14 protein-coding genes are annotated in these 18882 nt (G+C 49.2%); 11 read left to right on the plus strand and 3 right to left on the minus strand.

Annotated features, from left to right (window positions below; genetic code table 11):
- Positions 1 to 40 precede the first annotated feature (40 nt).
- The 6 genes from NDI48_26115 to NDI48_26140 all read left to right on the plus strand — a co-directional run bounded on the left by NDI48_26115 (position 41) and on the right by NDI48_26140 (position 11267).
- Complete coding sequence (locus NDI48_26115) at positions 41 to 6799, plus strand: HAMP domain-containing protein (protein ID MEP0834643.1); 6759 nt, start codon at positions 41 to 43, stop codon at positions 6797 to 6799.
- A gap of 43 nt (positions 6800 to 6842) precedes the next feature.
- Positions 6843 to 7787, plus strand: a complete 945-nt coding sequence (locus tag NDI48_26120) for a protein-glutamate O-methyltransferase CheR (GenBank protein MEP0834644.1) — start codon at positions 6843 to 6845, stop codon at positions 7785 to 7787.
- A gap of 154 nt (positions 7788 to 7941) precedes the next feature.
- The gene (locus NDI48_26125) at positions 7942 to 8181 is read left to right on the plus strand and encodes a hypothetical protein (protein MEP0834645.1); all 240 of its coding nucleotides are present in this window, start codon (positions 7942 to 7944) and stop codon (positions 8179 to 8181) included.
- Entirely contained in the window at positions 8178 to 8789 is a 612-nt protein-coding gene (locus NDI48_26130; GenBank protein MEP0834646.1) for a chemotaxis protein CheB, read from the plus strand. The genes NDI48_26125 and NDI48_26130 overlap by 4 nt, the downstream gene beginning before the upstream one ends.
- Positions 8790 to 8793: 4 nt before the next feature.
- Positions 8794 to 10839, plus strand: coding sequence for a response regulator (locus tag NDI48_26135; GenBank protein ID MEP0834647.1), 2046 nt, complete (start codon positions 8794 to 8796; stop codon positions 10837 to 10839).
- A gap of 26 nt (positions 10840 to 10865) precedes the next feature.
- The gene (locus NDI48_26140; GenBank protein MEP0834648.1) at positions 10866 to 11267 is read left to right on the plus strand and encodes an acyl-CoA thioesterase; all 402 of its coding nucleotides are present in this window, start codon (positions 10866 to 10868) and stop codon (positions 11265 to 11267) included.
- A 75-nt stretch (positions 11268 to 11342) separates the two neighbouring features.
- Here NDI48_26140 and NDI48_26145 read toward each other — a convergent pair whose 3' ends face one another.
- Entirely contained in the window at positions 11343 to 11627 is a 285-nt protein-coding gene (locus NDI48_26145; protein MEP0834649.1) for a hypothetical protein, read from the minus strand.
- Between the two features lie 207 nt (positions 11628 to 11834).
- On the opposite strand from NDI48_26145, the gene NDI48_26150 reads away from it, so the two are divergent.
- Both NDI48_26150 and NDI48_26155 read left to right on the plus strand, forming a co-directional pair.
- Positions 11835 to 13436 carry an AAA family ATPase gene (locus NDI48_26150; GenBank protein MEP0834650.1) on the plus strand — a complete coding sequence of 534 codons (1602 nt, stop codon included), beginning with the start codon at positions 11835 to 11837 and terminating at the stop codon, positions 13434 to 13436.
- A 29-nt stretch (positions 13437 to 13465) separates the two neighbouring features.
- Positions 13466 to 13873 carry a DUF1257 domain-containing protein gene (locus NDI48_26155; GenBank protein ID MEP0834651.1) on the plus strand — a complete coding sequence of 136 codons (408 nt, stop codon included), beginning with the start codon at positions 13466 to 13468 and terminating at the stop codon, positions 13871 to 13873.
- Positions 13874 to 14643: 770 nt separating this feature from the next.
- Here NDI48_26155 and NDI48_26160 read toward each other — a convergent pair.
- Positions 14644 to 15162 carry a GNAT family N-acetyltransferase gene (locus NDI48_26160; protein MEP0834652.1) on the minus strand — a complete coding sequence of 173 codons (519 nt, stop codon included), beginning with the start codon at positions 15160 to 15162 and terminating at the stop codon, positions 14644 to 14646.
- A 292-nt stretch (positions 15163 to 15454) separates the two neighbouring features.
- On the opposite strand from NDI48_26160, the gene recJ reads away from it, so the two are divergent.
- Positions 15455 to 17461, plus strand: a complete 2007-nt coding sequence (gene recJ, locus NDI48_26165) for a single-stranded-DNA-specific exonuclease RecJ (GenBank protein ID MEP0834653.1) — start codon at positions 15455 to 15457, stop codon at positions 17459 to 17461.
- Between the two features lie 105 nt (positions 17462 to 17566).
- On the opposite strand, the gene NDI48_26170 is transcribed toward recJ, so the two are convergent.
- Positions 17567 to 17692, minus strand: coding sequence for a photosystem II reaction center protein Ycf12 (locus NDI48_26170; protein ID MEP0834654.1), 126 nt, complete (start codon positions 17690 to 17692; stop codon positions 17567 to 17569).
- A gap of 197 nt (positions 17693 to 17889) precedes the next feature.
- Here NDI48_26170 and NDI48_26175 point away from each other — a divergent pair, with 197 nt between their 5' ends.
- Together NDI48_26175 and NDI48_26180 are read left to right on the plus strand one after the other, a co-directional pair.
- Positions 17890 to 18240: a YkgJ family cysteine cluster protein gene (locus tag NDI48_26175; protein ID MEP0834655.1), complete on the plus strand. Its 351-nt coding sequence runs from the start codon at positions 17890 to 17892 to the stop codon at positions 18238 to 18240.
- Between the two features lie 127 nt (positions 18241 to 18367).
- Positions 18368 to 18853, plus strand: a complete 486-nt coding sequence (locus tag NDI48_26180; GenBank protein MEP0834656.1) for a TMEM165/GDT1 family protein — start codon at positions 18368 to 18370, stop codon at positions 18851 to 18853.
- Positions 18854 to 18882 lie beyond the last annotated feature (29 nt).

Consider the following 18882-nt stretch of genomic DNA (forward strand, 5'->3'; position numbering starts at 1 on the left):
CTTTGCTCCGAAAACGACATCAGTACTATTGGGACAGATTATGGCAACTGCACAAGCGCCTCAACAAAATACAGAAGAACTCGATCTAAAACAGCTACTGAGAACATTGACCTCTGTTAAGAAAGGTAACTTCTCGGTACGGATGCCCATTGAGCAGACGGGCATGGCGGGCAAGATTGCCGATGCGCTCAACGATATTATTGAGCGGAATGAACGGATGGCGGCAGAATTAGAGCGGATTAGTACGGTTGTCGGCAAAGAAGGCAAAATTACGCAGCGTGCCTCTTTGGGAAATGTTACAGGTTCCTGGTCAGCGAGTATTGATTCCGTCAACGCCCTGATTACGGATTTAGTTCAACCTACCGCTGAAACGGCGCGTGTGATCCGGGCGGTGGCGAAAGGTGATTTATCCCAAACGATCGCAACTGAAATTGAAGGCAGACCCCTCAAGGGTGAGTTTCTCGCCACGGCGCAAGTTGTGAATACCATGGTGGCTCAGCTTTCGTCCTTTTCCTCAGAAGTAACCAGGGTGGCGCGAGAAGTGGGGACGGAAGGGAAACTGGGCGTTCAGGCAGAAGTGCAAGGAGTTGCCGGTACCTGGAAAGATTTAACCGATAACGTCAACTTGATGGCGGGCAACCTCACCGCCCAAGTGCGGAATATTGCGGAAGTGGCAACGGCGATCGCCAACGGCGACCTCTCCAAGAAAATCACCGTTGATGTCAAAGGCGAGATTCTCGAACTCAAGAATACCATGAACATCATGGTAGACCAGCTCAACTCCTTTGCCTCAGAAGTAACCAGGGTGGCGCGAGAAGTGGGTACCGAAGGCAAGCTGGGTGTGCAAGCAGAAGTTCGAGGCGTTGCGGGTACGTGGAAAGACTTAACAGACTCAGTTAACTTGATGGCGGGGAATCTTACCGCCCAGGTGCGAAATATTGCCGAAGTCACAACCGCCGTAGCCAATGGCGACCTCTCCAAGAAAATTACCGTTGATGTCAAAGGCGAAATTCTCGAACTGAAGAATACCGTCAACATCATGGTAGACCAGCTCAACTCCTTTGCGAGTGAGGTAACCAGGGTGGCGCGAGAGGTAGGCGCAGATGGGAAGTTAGGGGGTCAAGCGGAAGTTCGGGGCGTGGCGGGTACCTGGAAGGATTTGACCGATTCGGTGAATTTCATGGCGGGAAGTCTTACGGCTCAGGTGCGGAACATCGCGGAAGTGACAACAGCGGTGGCAAACGGCGACCTCTCGAAGAAAATTACCGTTGATGTGAAAGGGGAAATCTTAGAACTCAAAGATACCATTAATACGATGGTAGACCAGCTCAACTCCTTTGCCTCGGAAGTCACAAGGGTGGCGCGAGAAGTGGGTACGGAAGGCAAGTTGGGTGTGCAGGCGGAAGTGCGAGGTGTTGCAGGTACCTGGAAAGACCTCACCGACAGTGTAAACTCAATGGCCGGGAACCTCACCGGACAAGTGCGGAATATTGCCGAAGTTGCCACGGCAATTGCTAATGGTGACCTTTCCAAGAAAATTACCGCCGATGTGAAAGGGGAAATTTTGGAGCTGAAAAATACCATGAATATCATGGTGGATCAGCTCAACTCCTTTGCGTCTGAAGTCACCAGGGTGGCGCGTGAAGTGGGCGCAGAAGGAAAGTTGGGGGGACAAGCCGAAGTGCGAGGCGTTGCCGGTACCTGGAAGGATTTAACCGAATCGGTGAACTTCATGGCAGGAAGTCTTACCGCCCAAGTCCGGAATATTGCGGAAGTCACAACCGCAGTAGCAAATGGCGACCTCTCCAAGAAAATTACTGTTGATGTGAAAGGGGAAATCTTAGAGCTGAAAAATACCATGAATATCATGGTGGATCAGCTCAATTCCTTTGCGTCTGAAGTCACAAGGGTGGCGCGTGAAGTGGGGAGTGAAGGCAAGCTGGGTGTCCAAGCGGAAGTGCGAGGCGTTGCCGGTACCTGGAAGGATTTGACCGATTCGGTGAACTCAATGGCGGGGAATCTCACCGCCCAAGTGCGGAATATTGCCGAAGTCACGACAGCGGTGGCGAATGGCGACCTCTCCAAGAAAATCACGGTGGATGTGAAAGGGGAAATTTTAGAGCTGAAGAATACCATCAATATCATGGTGGATCAGCTTTCCTCCTTTGCCTCGGAGGTAACCCGAGTGGCGCGAGAGGTGGGGACGGAAGGAAAACTCGGTGTACAGGCGGAAGTGCGAGGCGTTGCCGGTACCTGGAAAGACTTAACGGACAATGTGAACTTGATGGCGGGGAATCTCACCGGACAGGTGCGAAACATTGCCGAAGTAGCAACCGCGATCGCCAATGGTGACCTCTCGAAGAAAATCACGGTTCAGGTTAAAGGTGAGATTTTAGAGCTGAAGAACACCATCAATATCATGGTAGACCAGCTCAGTTCCTTTGCCTCGGAGGTGACCAGGGTGGCGCGAGAGGTGGGTTCGGAAGGGAAGTTGGGCGTTCAAGCCGATGTCCGGGGGGTAGCCGGTACCTGGAAAGATTTAACCGATTCGGTGAATTTCATGGCGGGTTCTCTGACATCCCAAGTGCGGAACATTGCCGCCGTGACGACGGCGGTGGCAAACGGCGACCTCTCCAAGAAAATCACCGTCGATGTCAAAGGCGAGATTTTGGAGTTGAAAAATACCGTGAATGTCATGGTAGATCAGCTCAACTCCTTTGCCTCTGAGGTCACAAGGGTAGCGCGAGAGGTGGGGACGGAAGGAAAATTAGGCGTCCAAGCGGAAGTGAAGGGGGTGGCCGGTACCTGGAAGGATTTAACCGATTCGGTGAACTTCATGGCGGGAAGTCTTACCGCCCAGGTGCGGAATATTGCCGAAGTCACGACGGCGGTGGCAAATGGCGACCTCTCCAAAAAAATCACCGTGGATGTGAAGGGCGAGATTTTGGAGTTGAAAAATACCATCAACACGATGGTAGACCAGCTCAACTCCTTTGCCTCGGAGGTAACGCGGGTGGCGCGAGAGGTGGGGACGGAAGGGAAATTAGGCGTCCAAGCTTACGTCCGGGGTGTGGGCGGAACCTGGAAGGATTTAACCGATAACGTCAACTCAATGGCGGGGAATCTCACCGCCCAGGTGCGGAATATTGCCGAAGTCACGAAAGCGGTGGCGAATGGCGACCTCTCCAAGAAAATCACGGTTGATGTGAAAGGTGAGATTTTAGACCTGAAAAACACGATCAACGTCATGGTGGATCAGCTTTCCTCCTTTGCCTCAGAAGTCACAAGGGTGGCGCGAGAGGTGGGGACGGAAGGAAAATTAGGCGGTCAAGCCCATGTGACAGGTGTCGCAGGGACGTGGAAAGACCTCACCGACAGTGTGAACTCGATGGCCGGTAACCTCACCGCGCAAGTGCGAGGCATTGCCAAAATCGTCACGGCGGTGGCGAATGGGGACTTGAAGCGGAAACTGATGCTGGATGCTAAGGGGGAAATTGAAACCTTAGCCGATACGATCAACGAGATGATTGATACCCTAGCCACCTTTGCCGACCAAGTCACCACCGTGGCGCGGGAAGTGGGGATTGAAGGGAAACTGGGTGGACAAGCCAAGGTGCCGGGGGCGGCGGGAACGTGGCGAGATTTGACGGATAACGTGAACGAACTGGCGGCAACTCTTACCACCCAGTTACGGGCGATCGCAGAAGTGGCGATCGCGGTAACTAAGGGAGACTTGACGCGATCAATTGCCGTGGAGGCGCAGGGTGAAGTCGCTGTCCTCAAAGACAACATCAACCAGATGATTGCCAACCTGCGGGAAACCACGCAGAAGAACACCGAGCAAGACTGGTTGAAAACCAACCTCGCTAAGTTTACGCGAATGCTGCAAGGGCAGCGTGATTTGGAAACGGTTTCCAAACTCATCTTGTCCGAACTGACCCCCTTGGTGGGTGCCCAGCACGGTGTGTTCTACATTATGGACGGGGTGGACCATCAGCCACTGCTGAAGCTGTTGAGCAGCTACGCTTACCGGGAACGCAAGCATCTGGCGAACCGCTTCCAATTGGGAGAAGGGTTAGTGGGGCAATGCGCCTTGGAAAAGGAACGCATCTTACTCACCGAACTTCCGGATGACTATATCAAAATCAGCTCTGGCTTGGGAGAATCTGCGCCGCGCAATGCGGTTGTCTTACCGGTGCTGTTTGAGGGAATGGTGACGGCAGTAATTGAACTGGCCTCGTTTAGACGCTTTAATGAGATTCATTTGACGTTCTTCGATCAACTCACCGAAAGTATTGCGATCGTCCTAAACACCATTGCCGCAAGTATGCGTACAGAGGAGTTGCTCAAACAGTCCCAGTCCCTCACCGAAGAACTGCAAGCCCAGCAAAAAGAACTCACCCAAACCAACAAGCGCCTCGAACAACAAGCCCAATCCCTCAAAGCGTCTGAGGAACTGCTCAAGAGCCAGCAGGAAGAGTTACAACAAACCAACGAAGAACTCGAAGAGCGTTCGGAGTTGTTAGCCCTGCAAAACCGAGAAGTTGAGCGCAAAAATCATGAAATTGAACAGGCACGGCAGGCGATCGAAGAAAAGGCGGAACAACTGGCGCTAACGTCTAAGTACAAGTCGGAATTCCTCGCGAATATGTCCCACGAGTTGCGGACACCGCTCAACAGCCTGTTAATTCTGGCAAGATTGCTCTCGGATAACACCGAGAAGAATTTGTCGGATAAGCAAGTGGAATATGCCCGAACCATTCATTCGGCGGGTACCGACCTACTGACTCTAATTAATGACATTTTGGATCTGGCCAAAATTGAATCGGGCACCATGGGCGTTGAGATTGACCAGATGCGTTTTAGCGACCTAGCCACTCACATGGAACGCACCTTCCGCCAAGTTGCACAGGATAAGAAACTCGATTTCGCCCTAGAATTCGACTCCAGTCTGCCACGAGCCATTTATACCGACTCGAAGCGCTTGCAACAAGTCTTAAAAAATCTTCTCGCCAATGCCTTTAAGTTCACGGCTCAAGGGCAAATCAACTTGCGGGCTACCATCGCCAATCAGGGATGGAGTGTGACTCAGGATGTCTTGAATCGTGCCGCTACGGTGATTGCCTTCTCGGTGAGCGATACAGGTATTGGCATTCCCCTGGATAAGCAGAAGGTGATTTTTGAAGCGTTTCAGCAAGCCGATGGCTCTACCAGCCGGAAATACGGGGGTACGGGTTTGGGCTTGTCCATTAGCCGTGAAATCGCTCGACTGCTGGGCGGAGAAATAACTCTGGTGAGTAGCCCCGGTCAAGGAAGTACGTTTACTCTTTACCTTCCTGATTCCTACCAAGGAGGAACCGATGGGACAATGGCGCGAGGCGGCTTGACAGCACAAGGAAACGGCTGGAATTCCCCGCAACAAAGGGGAGAAGGGGAACTCTCCCCACCGCAGACGGCGAATATTCCGGCCTCTATGCTGCCTCCCGCTCCAGTTTCCCCGGTTTCCCCAGCGTCCTCTCCCGCGTTGCCTTCGTCTTCGCCAGCCATTTCTTATCTGTCAACATCGCTACCGCAGCAGGACGGGGTCGCATCCATTGCCGATGACCGGGAGAATATCCAACCGGGCGATCGCGTACTCTTGATTATCGAAGATGACCTCAAATTTGCTCGTATCCTGTTAGATATGGCACGGCAACAGGGCTTTAAGGTGCTGGTGGCGGCTCGCAGTGATATCGGTCTAGCGATGGCGCGGGAATATCAGCCGAATGCCATCACTCTGGATATTCAGTTGCCCGGAATGGATGGTTGGATGGTACTCGATCGCTTAAAGCATGACCCGAATACGCGTCATATTCCCGTACATATCCTCACCGTTGAGGAGGGACGACAACGGGGTCTGCAATTGGGCGCGATCGCATATTTACAAAAACCGATCAACCCCGATACGTTGCTCGAAGCCATCTCTGGCATTAAGACTTTTGTGGAGCGTCCCGTCAAAAACCTGTTGGTGGTGGAAGACAATGAGACGCAACGCAATAGTATTGTGGAGCTGATTGGTAACCATGATGTGTGTACAACGGCTGTGGGAACCGGTGCAGATGCGCTAGCGACTCTACAGTCAGGGCGGTTTGATTGCATTGTCCTGGATTTGGGGCTGCCGGATATGACCGGGTTTGAACTGATTGAGCAGATTAAGCAAGAACCGGGTCTTTCCCAGTTGCCGATTATCATTTATACCGGCAAAGAACTAACGCGAACCGAAGAAGCGGAACTCAAACGCATCGCAGAAACCATCATTATCAAAGATGTGCGATCGCCAGAGCGCCTGTTGGATGAAACCGCCCTATTCTTGCACCGGGTTCAGCGTCACTTGCCAGAGCCAAAGCAGCAGATGTTGGAACAACTCTATCAATCCGACCCTGTCCTCGCTGGGAAGAAGGTGATGATCGTAGATGACGATATGCGTAACATCTTTGCCTTGACGAGTATGTTAGAGCATCATCACATGCAAATCTCCTATGCCGAAAACGGCAGGGATGGCTTAGCGCTGTTACAACAGACTCCGGATATCGATGTCATTCTGATGGATGTGATGATGCCCGAAATGGATGGGTATGAAACGATGCGGGCTATCCGTAATATCAGTCAATTTGCCTCTTTGCCGATAATTGCCCTCACCGCCAAAGCGATGAAGGGCGATCGCGAAAAGTGCATTGAAGCTGGAGCGTCGGATTATATCACCAAACCCGTGGATTCTGAACAATTACTCTCCCTGTTGCGCGTCTGGCTCTATCGCTAGGGACTTTTGGACAGGGGTGAAAAAAAGTATGTAGTTAAGAAGGATGATAGCGGAGTACGGCGCAGCCCAGGAGCATTACACGACTTCATCCTTCAACGTTTACGTTTCATCGCTTACCCTGTCTTGTCACAAGCAAATGCCTGTCCCCTACTATAATCCTGTCCAAAAAAAGGACGAACTCGAACTCATCGAAATTCAGCTATTCTTAGAAGCCCTTTTTCGTTACTACGGGTTCGATTTTCGCAATTATGCTCTCGCCTCCCTCAAGCGCCGCATCTGGAATGCTATCCGGGCAGAGCAATTAACCAGCGTTTCGGGACTACAAGAGAAGGTGCTGCATGACGTTGGCTGTTTGGAGCGATTTCTTCTGGGTCTGTCGGTCAATGTAACCTCCATGTTCCGCGACCCCAGTTTTTACATGGCTTTCCGCCAGCAAGTCGTACCGATTTTACGCACCTACCCGTTCCTTCGCATCTGGCACGCTGGATGCTCCACGGGAGAAGAGGTGTATTCTATGGCGATTCTTTTAGAAGAAGAAGGATTATACCATCGTTGCCGAATTTATGCAACCGATATGAATGAGATGGTTTTAAAACAGGCTAAAATCGGCGTATATTCCATGAAATCAATGCAAGAGTACACCCAGAACTATCTCCAATCTGGGGGGAAGCAATCTTTCTCTCAATACTACACAGCCGCTTATGAACACGCGATGATTCGCTCCTCACTGAAAGAAAATATCATCTTTTCTCAACATAATCTAGCGATAGATGGATCTTTTAATGAATTTAATGTCATATTGTGTCGGAACGTCCTTATATATTTCAATCAATCGCTCCAAGAGCGAGTACACAAGTTATTGTATGAAAGCATTAGTCGATTCGGCATCCTAGGGTTAGGACGCCAAGAGTCGCTGAAATTCACCCCCCACGAACAACAGTATGAGGCGTTAGATAAGCGTGAGAAGCTTTACCGCAGGATTGGGTAGGGATGGGAGAGAAGAGGGCGTAGAGAAAGGGGTTGAGGATATCCTGGCTTCAGCCTGTCTGCGTGTGTCGGGGTTTTGTGGGGTCACCGACAAGGCAAACCGGAGCTCATACGAGGACAGAAGGCAGACCGGAGCTCATACGAGAACAGAAGGAATGCCTTCGTTCTTTGTCGGCGACTATCCAGGAGATCTCGGTATGAAGCCTCTGCCAAATCTTCGATTGGGTGGCTCCCCATGGGGAGGGGTGACAATCGCGCAACAAGGGGTGCCTTCTGCCTTGCTTGTTTGGCCTTCTGCCTTATGGAAATCCCCACGTCTTGGGACTAAATTTCCGGACTGTCCATCCCCAGTCGCCAGTTGCTTCGAGTTGCAAGGGAGGCGATCGCATTCATGAGGGATTGTCCCTATAAAATTGTTGTGGTGGGTACCTCACTCGGGGGGTTAAATGCTCTCCAGGTTTTGCTTCCCAGTTTACCCAAAAGGTTTCCCTTACCCGTGGCGATCGTCCAACATCGTCACAAAGACTCCAAGGATAGCTTAAGCGATTTCTTGCAGGGATATTGTCCTCTGCCGCTCACCGAAGCAGAAGACAAAGAAGCGATTATACCAGGACGAGTCTACTTAGCCCCCCCTGACTATCACTTGCTCGTCGAAGAGGGTCACTTTGCCCTCTCGACCGAAGCAGCCGTGTGCCATGCACGACCCTCCATTGATGTATTATTTGAATCCGCCGCTGATGCTTACGCACAGGGCGTGATTGGAGTGATTTTGACTGGAGCGAGTCATGATGGAAGTCAGGGGCTGCTCAGCATCCAAGCTCAAGGCGGTTTGGCGCTCATTGAGGACCCGACAACGGCTCAAAGCCCAACCATGCCCACAGCCGCGCTCGCCGCTTTGCAGCAGCAGCGCATCTCCAACACCGTTGTGACAGCGTATTGGATTTTGCCACTCCGTGATATTGCTCCTTTTCTCGTCAACCTTTGCCACTTGGCGCTGAGGTAGAAATATGCCATCTCAAGCAAAAGTTAACGTCCTGATTGTGGATGACCACCCAGAAAATTTGATGGCCTTGGAGGCCATATTAAGCGGTCCGAACCAGCATTTGGTCAGAGCCTATTCGGGTGAAGAAGCCTTAAGATGTCTTCTGAATCAGGATTTTGCCGTGATTCTGCTGGATGTGCAGATGCCGGGGATGGATGGATTTGAAACCGCGACGTTAATCCGAAAGCGACCGCGCTCTCGGCACACACCAATTATTTTCCTCACCGCTTATAGCACTAGCGATAAACAGATGTTCAAAGGGTATTCCTTGGGCGCGGTGGACTACCTGTTCAAACCCATTGAGCCGGATATCTTAGCCTCCAAGGTGGCGGTCTTTGTTGACCTGTTCAAAAAGACAGAAGAGGTCAAGCGCCAAGCCACCGAACTGACCATCGTCAACGCTGACCTCCGGGAAAGTGAAGAGCGATTTCGCTCCTTGAGTGCTTCCTCCCCTGTGGGCATTTTCCTCACGGACGTCGAAGGTCGTTGTACCTACACCAACCCACGCTTCCAATCCATTTGTGGTCTGTCGCTTCAGGAAAGTTTAGGAGAGGCGTGGTTGCAGTCGGTGCATCCGGAAGACCGCGCTCAAGTCAAGATCGATTGGTTGAATTGGACACTGGCGAACCGTGAATACTCCAGCGAGTTTCGCGTCCAAACCCCAGACGGAACTCTGCGCCAGGTGCATGTGCGAACCTCCCCCATGCTCTCGGCTCAAGGCGAATTGCTGGGTCATGTCGGCACCCTGGAAGACATCACCAATCGCAAGTTAGCCGAAGAAGCACGCGCTCAGGTAATCCGCGAACAAGCCGCACGCATTGAGGCAGAAGCCGCGAATCGGATGAAGGATGAGTTCTTAGCCACTCTGTCTCACGAACTTCGCACACCCCTGAACTCGGTACTCGGTTGGGCGCGACTGCTCCGTACCCGTTCCTTTGACGAAGCCACAATCGCCCGTGCCCTGGAAACAATCGAACGGAATGCCCAGACTCAGGCTCAAATGATTGAGGATATTTTGGATGTATCCCGGATTATTCGGGGCAAGCTGCAACTCAATCTGCGCCCGATTACGCTGATTCCTGTGATTGAGGCGGCAATTGAGGCGGTGCGTCCCGCCGCTGAGGCCAAATTTCTCCAATTGGAATCCGTCCTCGATCCCTCCCTAGAACGAGTGATTGGCGACCCAGAACGCTTGCAGCAAATTGTCTGGAATCTGCTCACGAATGCGATTAAGTTTACCCCGGACGAGGGAAAAATTGAGGTGCGCTCTTTACGGGTGGGTTCTCGTGTACACATTCAGGTGCAGGACACGGGGATTGGTATCCAACGAGAATTCATCCCCTTTGTTTTTGATCGTTTTCGCCAAGCCGATAGCACGACAACCCGCTCTTATGGGGGTTTAGGGCTGGGATTAGCCATTGTGCGCCATTTGGTAGAACTGCATCATGGAAAGATTTATGTAGCTAGCGAAGGAGAGGGGAAGGGGGCGACGTTTACGGTAGAACTTTTGCTTTCTAACAGTTCTCCATCAAAACTGAGCAGTTTCAAACAACGAATCGTCATGGCAGAAGACGACGCTACTGGCTCGGAAATTGACGTTGAAACCTCGAACACGCTCACTGGATTGCAGATCTTGCTCGTCGATGATGAGCCGGACGTGCGCGAACTACTCACGACGGTAATGGAGGGGTCGGGAGCTAAAGTGATTGCTGCTGGCTCTGTTCAGGAGGCACTGCAAGTTCTGGATCAGATGCAACCGGATGTATTAGTGAGTGATATTGCTATGCCCCAGGAAGACGGTTATACACTAATCCGTCAGGTTAGAGAGCGAGAGACAACCCAGGGAGGATGTCTTCCGGCTGTAGCGTTGACGGCTTATGTGAGGGAGGAAGATTGTCAGCAGGCGATCGCTTCGGGATTTCAAATGCACATGCCTAAACCCGTCGATACAACTGAGTTAGTGCAGACTGTTGCCAATCTGACGGGGCGAGTTTTGGCTCAAGAAGTATGAAAAACAGATTTTGAGGGGTTTTGGCCTTGTCCTTTACTTATCATCGTACAATTCGTTTCTCAGATACGGATGCGGCTGGCGTCGTTTACTTCGCCAAGGTGCTATCGATTTGCCATGAAGGCTACGAAGCCTCATTAGCCGCATCGGGTATTAATCTCCAATCTTTTTTTAACAATGAGACGGTGGCAATTCCGATCATTCATGCCAGCGTAGATTTCTCGCGTCCGATGTTTTGCGGCGACTCGATTATCATCCTGTTGACACCCCAACCGCTGAGTGAGGATAAGTTTGAAATTGCCTATCAAATTGTGGCAGCGTCGTCAGAGCAACCCTTGGCAAAGGCTATGACGCGCCATGTTTGCATCGCTCCAAGTACCCGAAAAAAAATTCCGCTCCCAGATGAAGTCACACAATGGTTGGATTCTTAAAGGAGCAATTCTCGCTCAGGCAGAGTGTAACCATGTCTAGTTGTGCGTGAGTCTAGCATCGAAACATCAGCCAGCTTAAAATTTTTCCCCTAGATTTTTTTTAAAGGAAATATTTATAAATAGCAGCTTTTTACAGGCGGAAAATAGAGCCGTGAGCCAATTCCACCTTTTCTGATGAATCCCGACAAACGAGTATTGCTGCCATGTCTCGTCATACTCATAAAAATCGAGCATCACGATAGCCGTTTCCTCATCATCCGCCTCAACCTCAAGCTCCCGTATCGTTTTCCCATCAAGGTTGCTGACAAATAGCCCCACCCAGGTAGTCATCGGTTCACTCAATTGTCCAAAAATTATCATAGCTCTACCCTCTACGAATTTTTAGGTGAATTTATGTCCAGTTTTGTTGTAACAAACAGAGGGGACAGTACTCAGATCTTAATGCTTTATTCCTGAAAATTGGGTATACCGCAAAACCAAGTCACGAAACTTTCAATAACTATAATTGATTAAAATCAAGGGGAAACCTTTCCCAAGGATTCCATCCCTACTAACGACTTCAACAGCATGTCGAACACTCCAGCCAGCCCCCATCAAGCCTTAATCGAGCAACTGGATTTGATGATGAGATCACACTACCCCTTGCTCTATATTGTTGCGGTTGAAGAGGAACCCGTAAAAGATGTTCTGCTGTTGGCAGCCGCTCAATCTCAACCGTCGCGTAAGGTATTGATGTGGGATATTGTGCGAGGTTGGGATGATAATAGTTCGGATAAAGGGTCGGTTATGGCGGCATTGGCACGGATTGCCAAGACATCGACCCAAGAAGCGACTATTTTTGTGCTCAAGGATTTGCACTTTATCTTAAAGAATCCCCAGAGCGATCGCAATGCACCCGTTATCCGGGAGTTGAAAAATCTTGCCAGGGAACTCAAACGCTCTCGCCAAACTATCATCCTCACCAGCCACACGTTAGAAGTGCCTTCGGAGTTAAGTGAAGAAGTCACGGTGATCGATTTTCCTCTACCAAACACCACAGAAATTGATTACCTCATTACCCAACTGGTGGTGCCAGAGGAAATTAAGGTGAGTGGGTTAGCACGGGAACAGCTAATTAAAGCCTGTCAAGGATTAAGTCGTACCCGCATTGGACGGGTGTTAGCGAAAGCCTTAGCCGCGAAACAACAGGTGAATGAGACGGATATTGATGCCGTATTGGAGGAGAAGAAGCAAGCGATTCGCCAAACCGGGATTCTAGAATTCTTTACTGCCTCTGAATCGCTGAAGAATGTGGGGGGATTAGACAACCTTAAGCAATGGGTGCGGATGCGGCAGGATGCCTTTACAGAAGAGGCACGACGCTATGGCATCCCCAATCCCAAGGGAATGTTGCTGGTGGGAATTCAAGGGACGGGGAAGTCTCTATCCGCGAAAACCATCGCCCATGAATGGCGTTTGCCGTTGTTGCGCTTGGATACGGGACGCTTGTTTGGCGGGATTGTGGGGGAGAGTGAGAGTCGCGTCCGGCAAATGATTCAATTGACGGAAGCTATAGCACCCTGCGTCCTATGGATTGATGAAATTGATAAGGCGTTTGGGAATATCACTGTTGGTGCGGATGGGGATTCGGGTACCTCTCGCCGCGTATTTGGCAGTTTAATTACCTGGATGCAAGAAAAAACAACACCTGTGTTTATTGTCGCCACGGCGAATAATGTGCGGATTTTACCGGCTGAATTATTGCGTAAGGGGCGATTTGATGAAATTTTCTTTTTGAATTTGCCCAATGTTCGAGAGCGACAAGAGATATTTAAGGTGCATTTACAACCCTTACGTCCTTCTCGGTTGCGGGAGTTTGACTTGGAGATGTTGGCGAAGCAAAGTGAGAATTTTAGCGGGGCTGAGATTGAACAGGTGATCATCGATGCCATGCACCGAGCGTTTGGGACTCTCATCAATGGACAGCGCAGGGACTTTACGACTGAAGATATTTTGCGGTCAATTGAGGAAACTGTACCCTTAGCTGCGATCGCTCGTGACCAAATTGAAGACTTAAAACACTGGGCCGCAGAAGCTGGCGCAAGAACGGCTTCTAATGATACGCAGTTGGTTGATGAATTGAAACATTACACTCAACAACGCGGAATTGGTTCTTTGGAAGTCGATTAAATGGATCAATTTTCTATTCTCTTTTTCTTATGTCACACTTCACTTGCATTCGGACACAAATTAAGCATCCAGATGCATTTGTTCAAGCCTTAGCCGATGTAGGATTCAACAATGTTGAAGTCCATGAAACAGCTCAGCACCTTTATGGCTATCAGGGGGATATACAACCCCAAATGGCTGAAGTGATTATCCGTCGGGAGTACATTGGTCACGCTAGTAATGATATCGGTTTCAAGCGACAGGAAGATGGACAGTTTGAAGCGATTATTTCTGAGTATGACTGTTACAAGTATTCCCAGGAATGGCTTAATCGTTTGACACAACGCTATGGCTATCATGCTTTAATGGCGACGGCACCGACTCAAGGTTTCAGTATTGAGGAGGAAGAAACCTTGGAAGATGGCACGATTCGAGTTGTGGTTGCACGGTGGGTGTAGTTCAGTGGCTCTGACCGGTTCATGAAAAGCTGAGAGGCGCGTCTTGTCTGCCACCTGTCAAAGCGGGCAGGACGCCTACTCCATCAGGCAATGTTTCTATGTGTATACATATTAGGTTAGTAATTACTCACGTTTAAGTAAATATAAGTTGACTTTTATTGCGCTCTTTAAAAAAAAATAAAATACAGGAGTCATGTCTTGTATTCTTCCGAAAAAGTACTACATTGAAGTTAGAAGCAAATCAAGCTTCTCTGGCAGATATTCCAGCTTGGTTGATGACAACTTCGCAAAGGAGGATAGCCAATACCTAATTCATCTAATATCTGTCTCATCAGATTCTATAACACTAGTAGCCACAGCAATATAACTGAATATATCCTCAAATAGTGGATAGGGAGTAAGGCTTCTAAACGATGTAGTTTAAAGCAACTCTGGGTAAGATTACTAAAGGGAGGAAGTCAGTTATAAAGTTCTCAGACAGATATTTCCGTTTAGTTGAGTACAATTTCGTCAAGGAGGATAGCCAATACCTAATTCATCTAATATCTGTCTCATTAGATTCTATAACAACAGCAGCACACAACAAGACAACTGATACATCCTCAAATAGAGAATAGGGAGAAATGCTTCTAAATGATGTAGTTTAAAGCAGCTCTATCTAAGATTACTCAAGAGAGGAAGTCAATCAGGAAATCGGACTTGGGTGCTGCTTGTTGTTTGAAGGATTTAGTATTTGATGCAATGAGGACAAAATATTCTGAGTCTCAAACTTAGTGAGTGTCAAAGAAGGGATCGGAGAAGGTAGTAAATTTGGTGAGGTCTAACTGCATCTCATTACTGCTGACAAAACCTAGGTTGGAGTAAACGGGTTTACCGGAGGGTGAAGCGTGTAAAATAGCTTTGGTACAGCCAAGTGCGTTGAGGTAAGCGATCGCCATTCGGGTAAGCTGCTTAGCAATTCCCTTCCCTCGATAAGGCGGCTCAACATAGACTCCCCAAATGTAGCCGTATTTACGGTGATGTTCTGCCAGTGCTTGTGGGTAGAGTCCAGCAAAAAGCTGACATCCAGCAGAACCAATGACAACACCGTCAACCTCAGCAACAAATGCTTGATAGTGTTGCTCTCGACGAGCACCATCAATAAACTCAAGAGTAATCTCACACCAGTTAGATTGGATACAGTCGGTAGGAACGTCGTTATCTCGCCATAGCTGATAAAAATGTTCGGCAATCAGTGAGTCGTCTTGGGATGTTGCTTGTCTAAAGCTGACAGTAGGTTCCGTTAACATTGGTTAACATTGAAGGTTGCGCGATCGCTCAATTTTTGAAAGCATTTCTCAAATGATGCATCAAGAAATCAGAGTGCAGGGAACTGTGCGAGGACTATGATTTCGTCATACAGTATATCGCCTTGTCAAAGCTTGGGGACTCAATGGAAAGGTTCGCAATGATGGGGAGAGAGTGTTGCATGAATGTTCACCATTTGACAAAGAGCGCTAAGCTTCATGTAGCTGAGAATTCCAGTCGCCTTGTAGAGTAGACTATCTATCCGTAGTCCAAAATCAATTCCCTCAAGTAAGCGTGCTGAGCAGAACCAACCCCGAACCATCCGGACGCCGTCACAAATTGCCCCATCAGCGCTGGCAAATCGCACCGCTACAGGCAGAACAAGCCGCCAAACTTGCCGAAGCCACAGGACTTTCACCCCTGTTGAGTCAGGTTCTGATTAACCGGGGATTCCAGACACCCCAAGAGGCACAGGTGTTTCTCAATCCAGAAACTCAGGCGATGCCTGCACCGATGGATGAATTTCCTGACTTAGCGATTAGTGTAGAGATGCTGCAAGAAGCGATCGCTAATCAAGAGAAAATTGCCATCTGTGGGGACTATGATGCGGATGGCATGACTAGCACCGCCTTGTTACTTCGGGCTTTGCGCTGGTTCGGTGCCGATGTAGACTATGCCATCCCCAGCCGTATGAAAGATGGTTATGGCATTAACACGCGAATTGTCGATGAATTAGCGGAGGCAGGCTTTAGGCTAATTTTAACCGTTGATAATGGGATTTCTGCCCATGCCGCGATCGCCAGAGCTGTAGAACAGGGCATAACCATTATTATTACCGACCACCACGACTTGCCCCCCGAACTCCCGGAAGCCGATGCCATTCTCAACCCGAAACAGCTAGATGAATCCTCCCCTTATCGGGGACTGGCGGGTGTCGGAGTCGCTTATATTTTAGCCGTTACTCTCGCCCAAGAATTGGGTCAAATTCAAGGCTTAACCAAGCAACTATTAGAACTATTTACGCTGGGAACCATTGCCGATTTAGCCCCCTTAACCGGAATTAATCGCCGCTGGATACGGCGAGGATTACGCCTTTTGCCTCAGTCAGAATTAACCGGGATTCAGTCACTCATTCAAATGTCTGGAGTGAGTGAAGACCAAAAAGCACTCAAACCCGAAGATATTGGCTTTAAGCTAGGCCCTAGAATTAATGCGATCGGTCGCTTAGCTGACCCTCAAATTGTAATTGAACTGCTAACCACCACTGATGCTGGGGTCGCTTTGGAACGGGCAATGCAGTGCGAACAAATTAACCAAAAACGTCAACAACTCTGTGAACAAATTGAGCAAGAGGCGATCGCTTTCATCGAGCAGAGTCAGCTTGATCTACAACAAGAACGTGTATTAGTCATCGTTCAACCCGATTGGCATCACGGCGTTATTGGTATCGTTGCCTCCCGTTTAGTGGAACGCTACGGTGTCCCCGTGTTCATCGGTACCTACGAAGACGAAGACAAGGAACATATTCGTGGTTCAGCACGCGGGATTCCCGAATTTCATGTCTTTGAAGCCTTAGAATTCTGCAAAGATTACTTAGGCAAGTTTGGCGGACATAAAGCGGCTGGTGGCTTCTCCTTACCTGCCGAACATTTAGAAGCGTTTCGTAAATCTCTCAGCCAGTTTGCTCATGGGTGTTTGCAACCTGAACACCTCAAACCACTTGTTAGTATTGACGCCCAAGCTGACTTTACTCACCTGACATCCCAACTCTATCAACAACTTGATGCATTTCATCCCTGCGGAATTGGCAATCCTGACCCCATTTTTTGGACGCCTAATGTTCAGGTTGTTGAGCAAAAAATTATCGGAAAGGGACACCTGAAACTAACGTTCAGTCAGGACAACCAACCCATTAAGATGACAGCACTTGCATGGCGGTGGGGCGAGTACTTCCCCCTACCCTCACGAGTCGATATCGCTTACAAACTTCGAGAAAATACTTGGAACGGCAACACCGCGATTGAGTTGGAGTTAGTCGGCATTCGCTTATCTTCTGCTCCTCCCTCTCTGACTAAAAAAGCGGAATTTTATCACAACGAACGTCGCTACACTTGTAGCCTATCGGATGCTTTAAACGAGTTAAGAATTAGAAATTCTGAAGGAAAAGTCCTAGCCATTCAGAAAGGAAAACGCATCGGGCTTTTAGGACTGACCAGAGAAGATGCAAAAGAGGTTGATGTTACACAACCTCATTATTATCAGTTGATTAAAGCAGCAACTCGTGCTTTAGAAGTTACCTAAAAATTTAAAAGGTTAGAAGGTTGAAAGCTATGAGTCATAGACTTCACAGGGGAGTTCATGAAAACTCTCCTAACCTTCAACCTGCAATCGTCTTCTATTGTTCTCTTACAGATCGCCCTTAAGAGCAGCCAGAGCAAAAATAACGATGGGGCCAGCTAGCACCACTGCTGCTAGCATACTCAGCTGAGCAACGACTTCCCAATTAACATTACCCAAAAAGCTTAAATCCATTTTTCCTCCCGAATTGACCCAAGCAATTCAATCGCACAATTAAAAATTCTCGCTTAGATTTTACTCGGTAAATCTCTGATATTTTTAATTAATTTAACAAAAAGTTGTAAAACGCAATAAAAAACGATACGGCATCTGCCCGCAGCCAAAACTCGTTAAGCTGGATGAGCATGGAACTGTAGCCTTTTTTTACCGTCATGGCAACTTGGTGTTGTGTAAAGCAATGTGGTGCGTGCTGTCATCTTGACCCCGCCGAACGTCCTGACTTAGAGACTTATCTTTCTTCAGAGGAGCTAGAGCTGTATCTGAGTCTGGTGGGTGAAGGGGGATGGTGTGTCAATTTTGACCATGCCACCCGTGAATGCCGCGTATACTCCAATCGACCTCGCTTCTGTCGGGTGGAGGCGAGTGCATTTGAGGAAATGTACGGGATAGAAGTAGAAGAGTTAAACGACTTTGCCATTGACTGCTGCCGCCAGCAGATTGAAGGCGTTTATGGCGATCGCAGTTTGGAAATGCTGCGATTTGACCGAGAAGTCGGAATTTGACTCAGGCTATAGGTTTTGACCGTTACCAAGCCTGACCAACAGAGGTGCAGACTTGCTATTTTCCGTAAACTTTTGAGAAGATAATGAAAAGAAAATGAAAATTAACAGACGTTAATTTGCACAGCCTGTGAAACCCTCATCTCTGCCTGTCATCGATCTCGTCCTATCAGAACCTCAACCGTTGAACAAACCCACCTCAAACAAGAGCCATCGCGCCACAGGGGCGGGGTCTTCGGATGATTGCACTTGTGAGGTTGCCACGGTGATTGAGTCAACCGTTGATTCTGGGGTAACGCCTCAAGAGTCGCCTCAGCCAGCCAAAGCCGCTCAGGTGGGAAAATGGAGCATCTTTGGCTCAACGTTCTTCACGATTTTTTTGGCAGAGATGGGAGACAAAACCCAGTTAGCCACCTTACTGATGAGCGCTCAATCTGAAGCGCCTTGGGTTGTGTTCCTGGGTGCGGCGATCGCATTAATTGCCACCAGCTTGTTAGGCGTACTCATCGGGCGTTTTCTGGCAACGCGGCTTTCTCCGAGAACGCTAGAAACCTCAGCAGGAGCGCTGTTACTCTTCATTTCCGCGATGCTGCTGTGGGATGTTGTGCATTTTTAGGGAGTCAGTTGAACGTTGGCACCTTCACA

It is taken from the genome of Microcoleus sp. AS-A8 (assembly GCA_039962225.1).
Taxonomy (GTDB): domain Bacteria; phylum Cyanobacteriota; class Cyanobacteriia; order Cyanobacteriales; family Coleofasciculaceae; genus Allocoleopsis.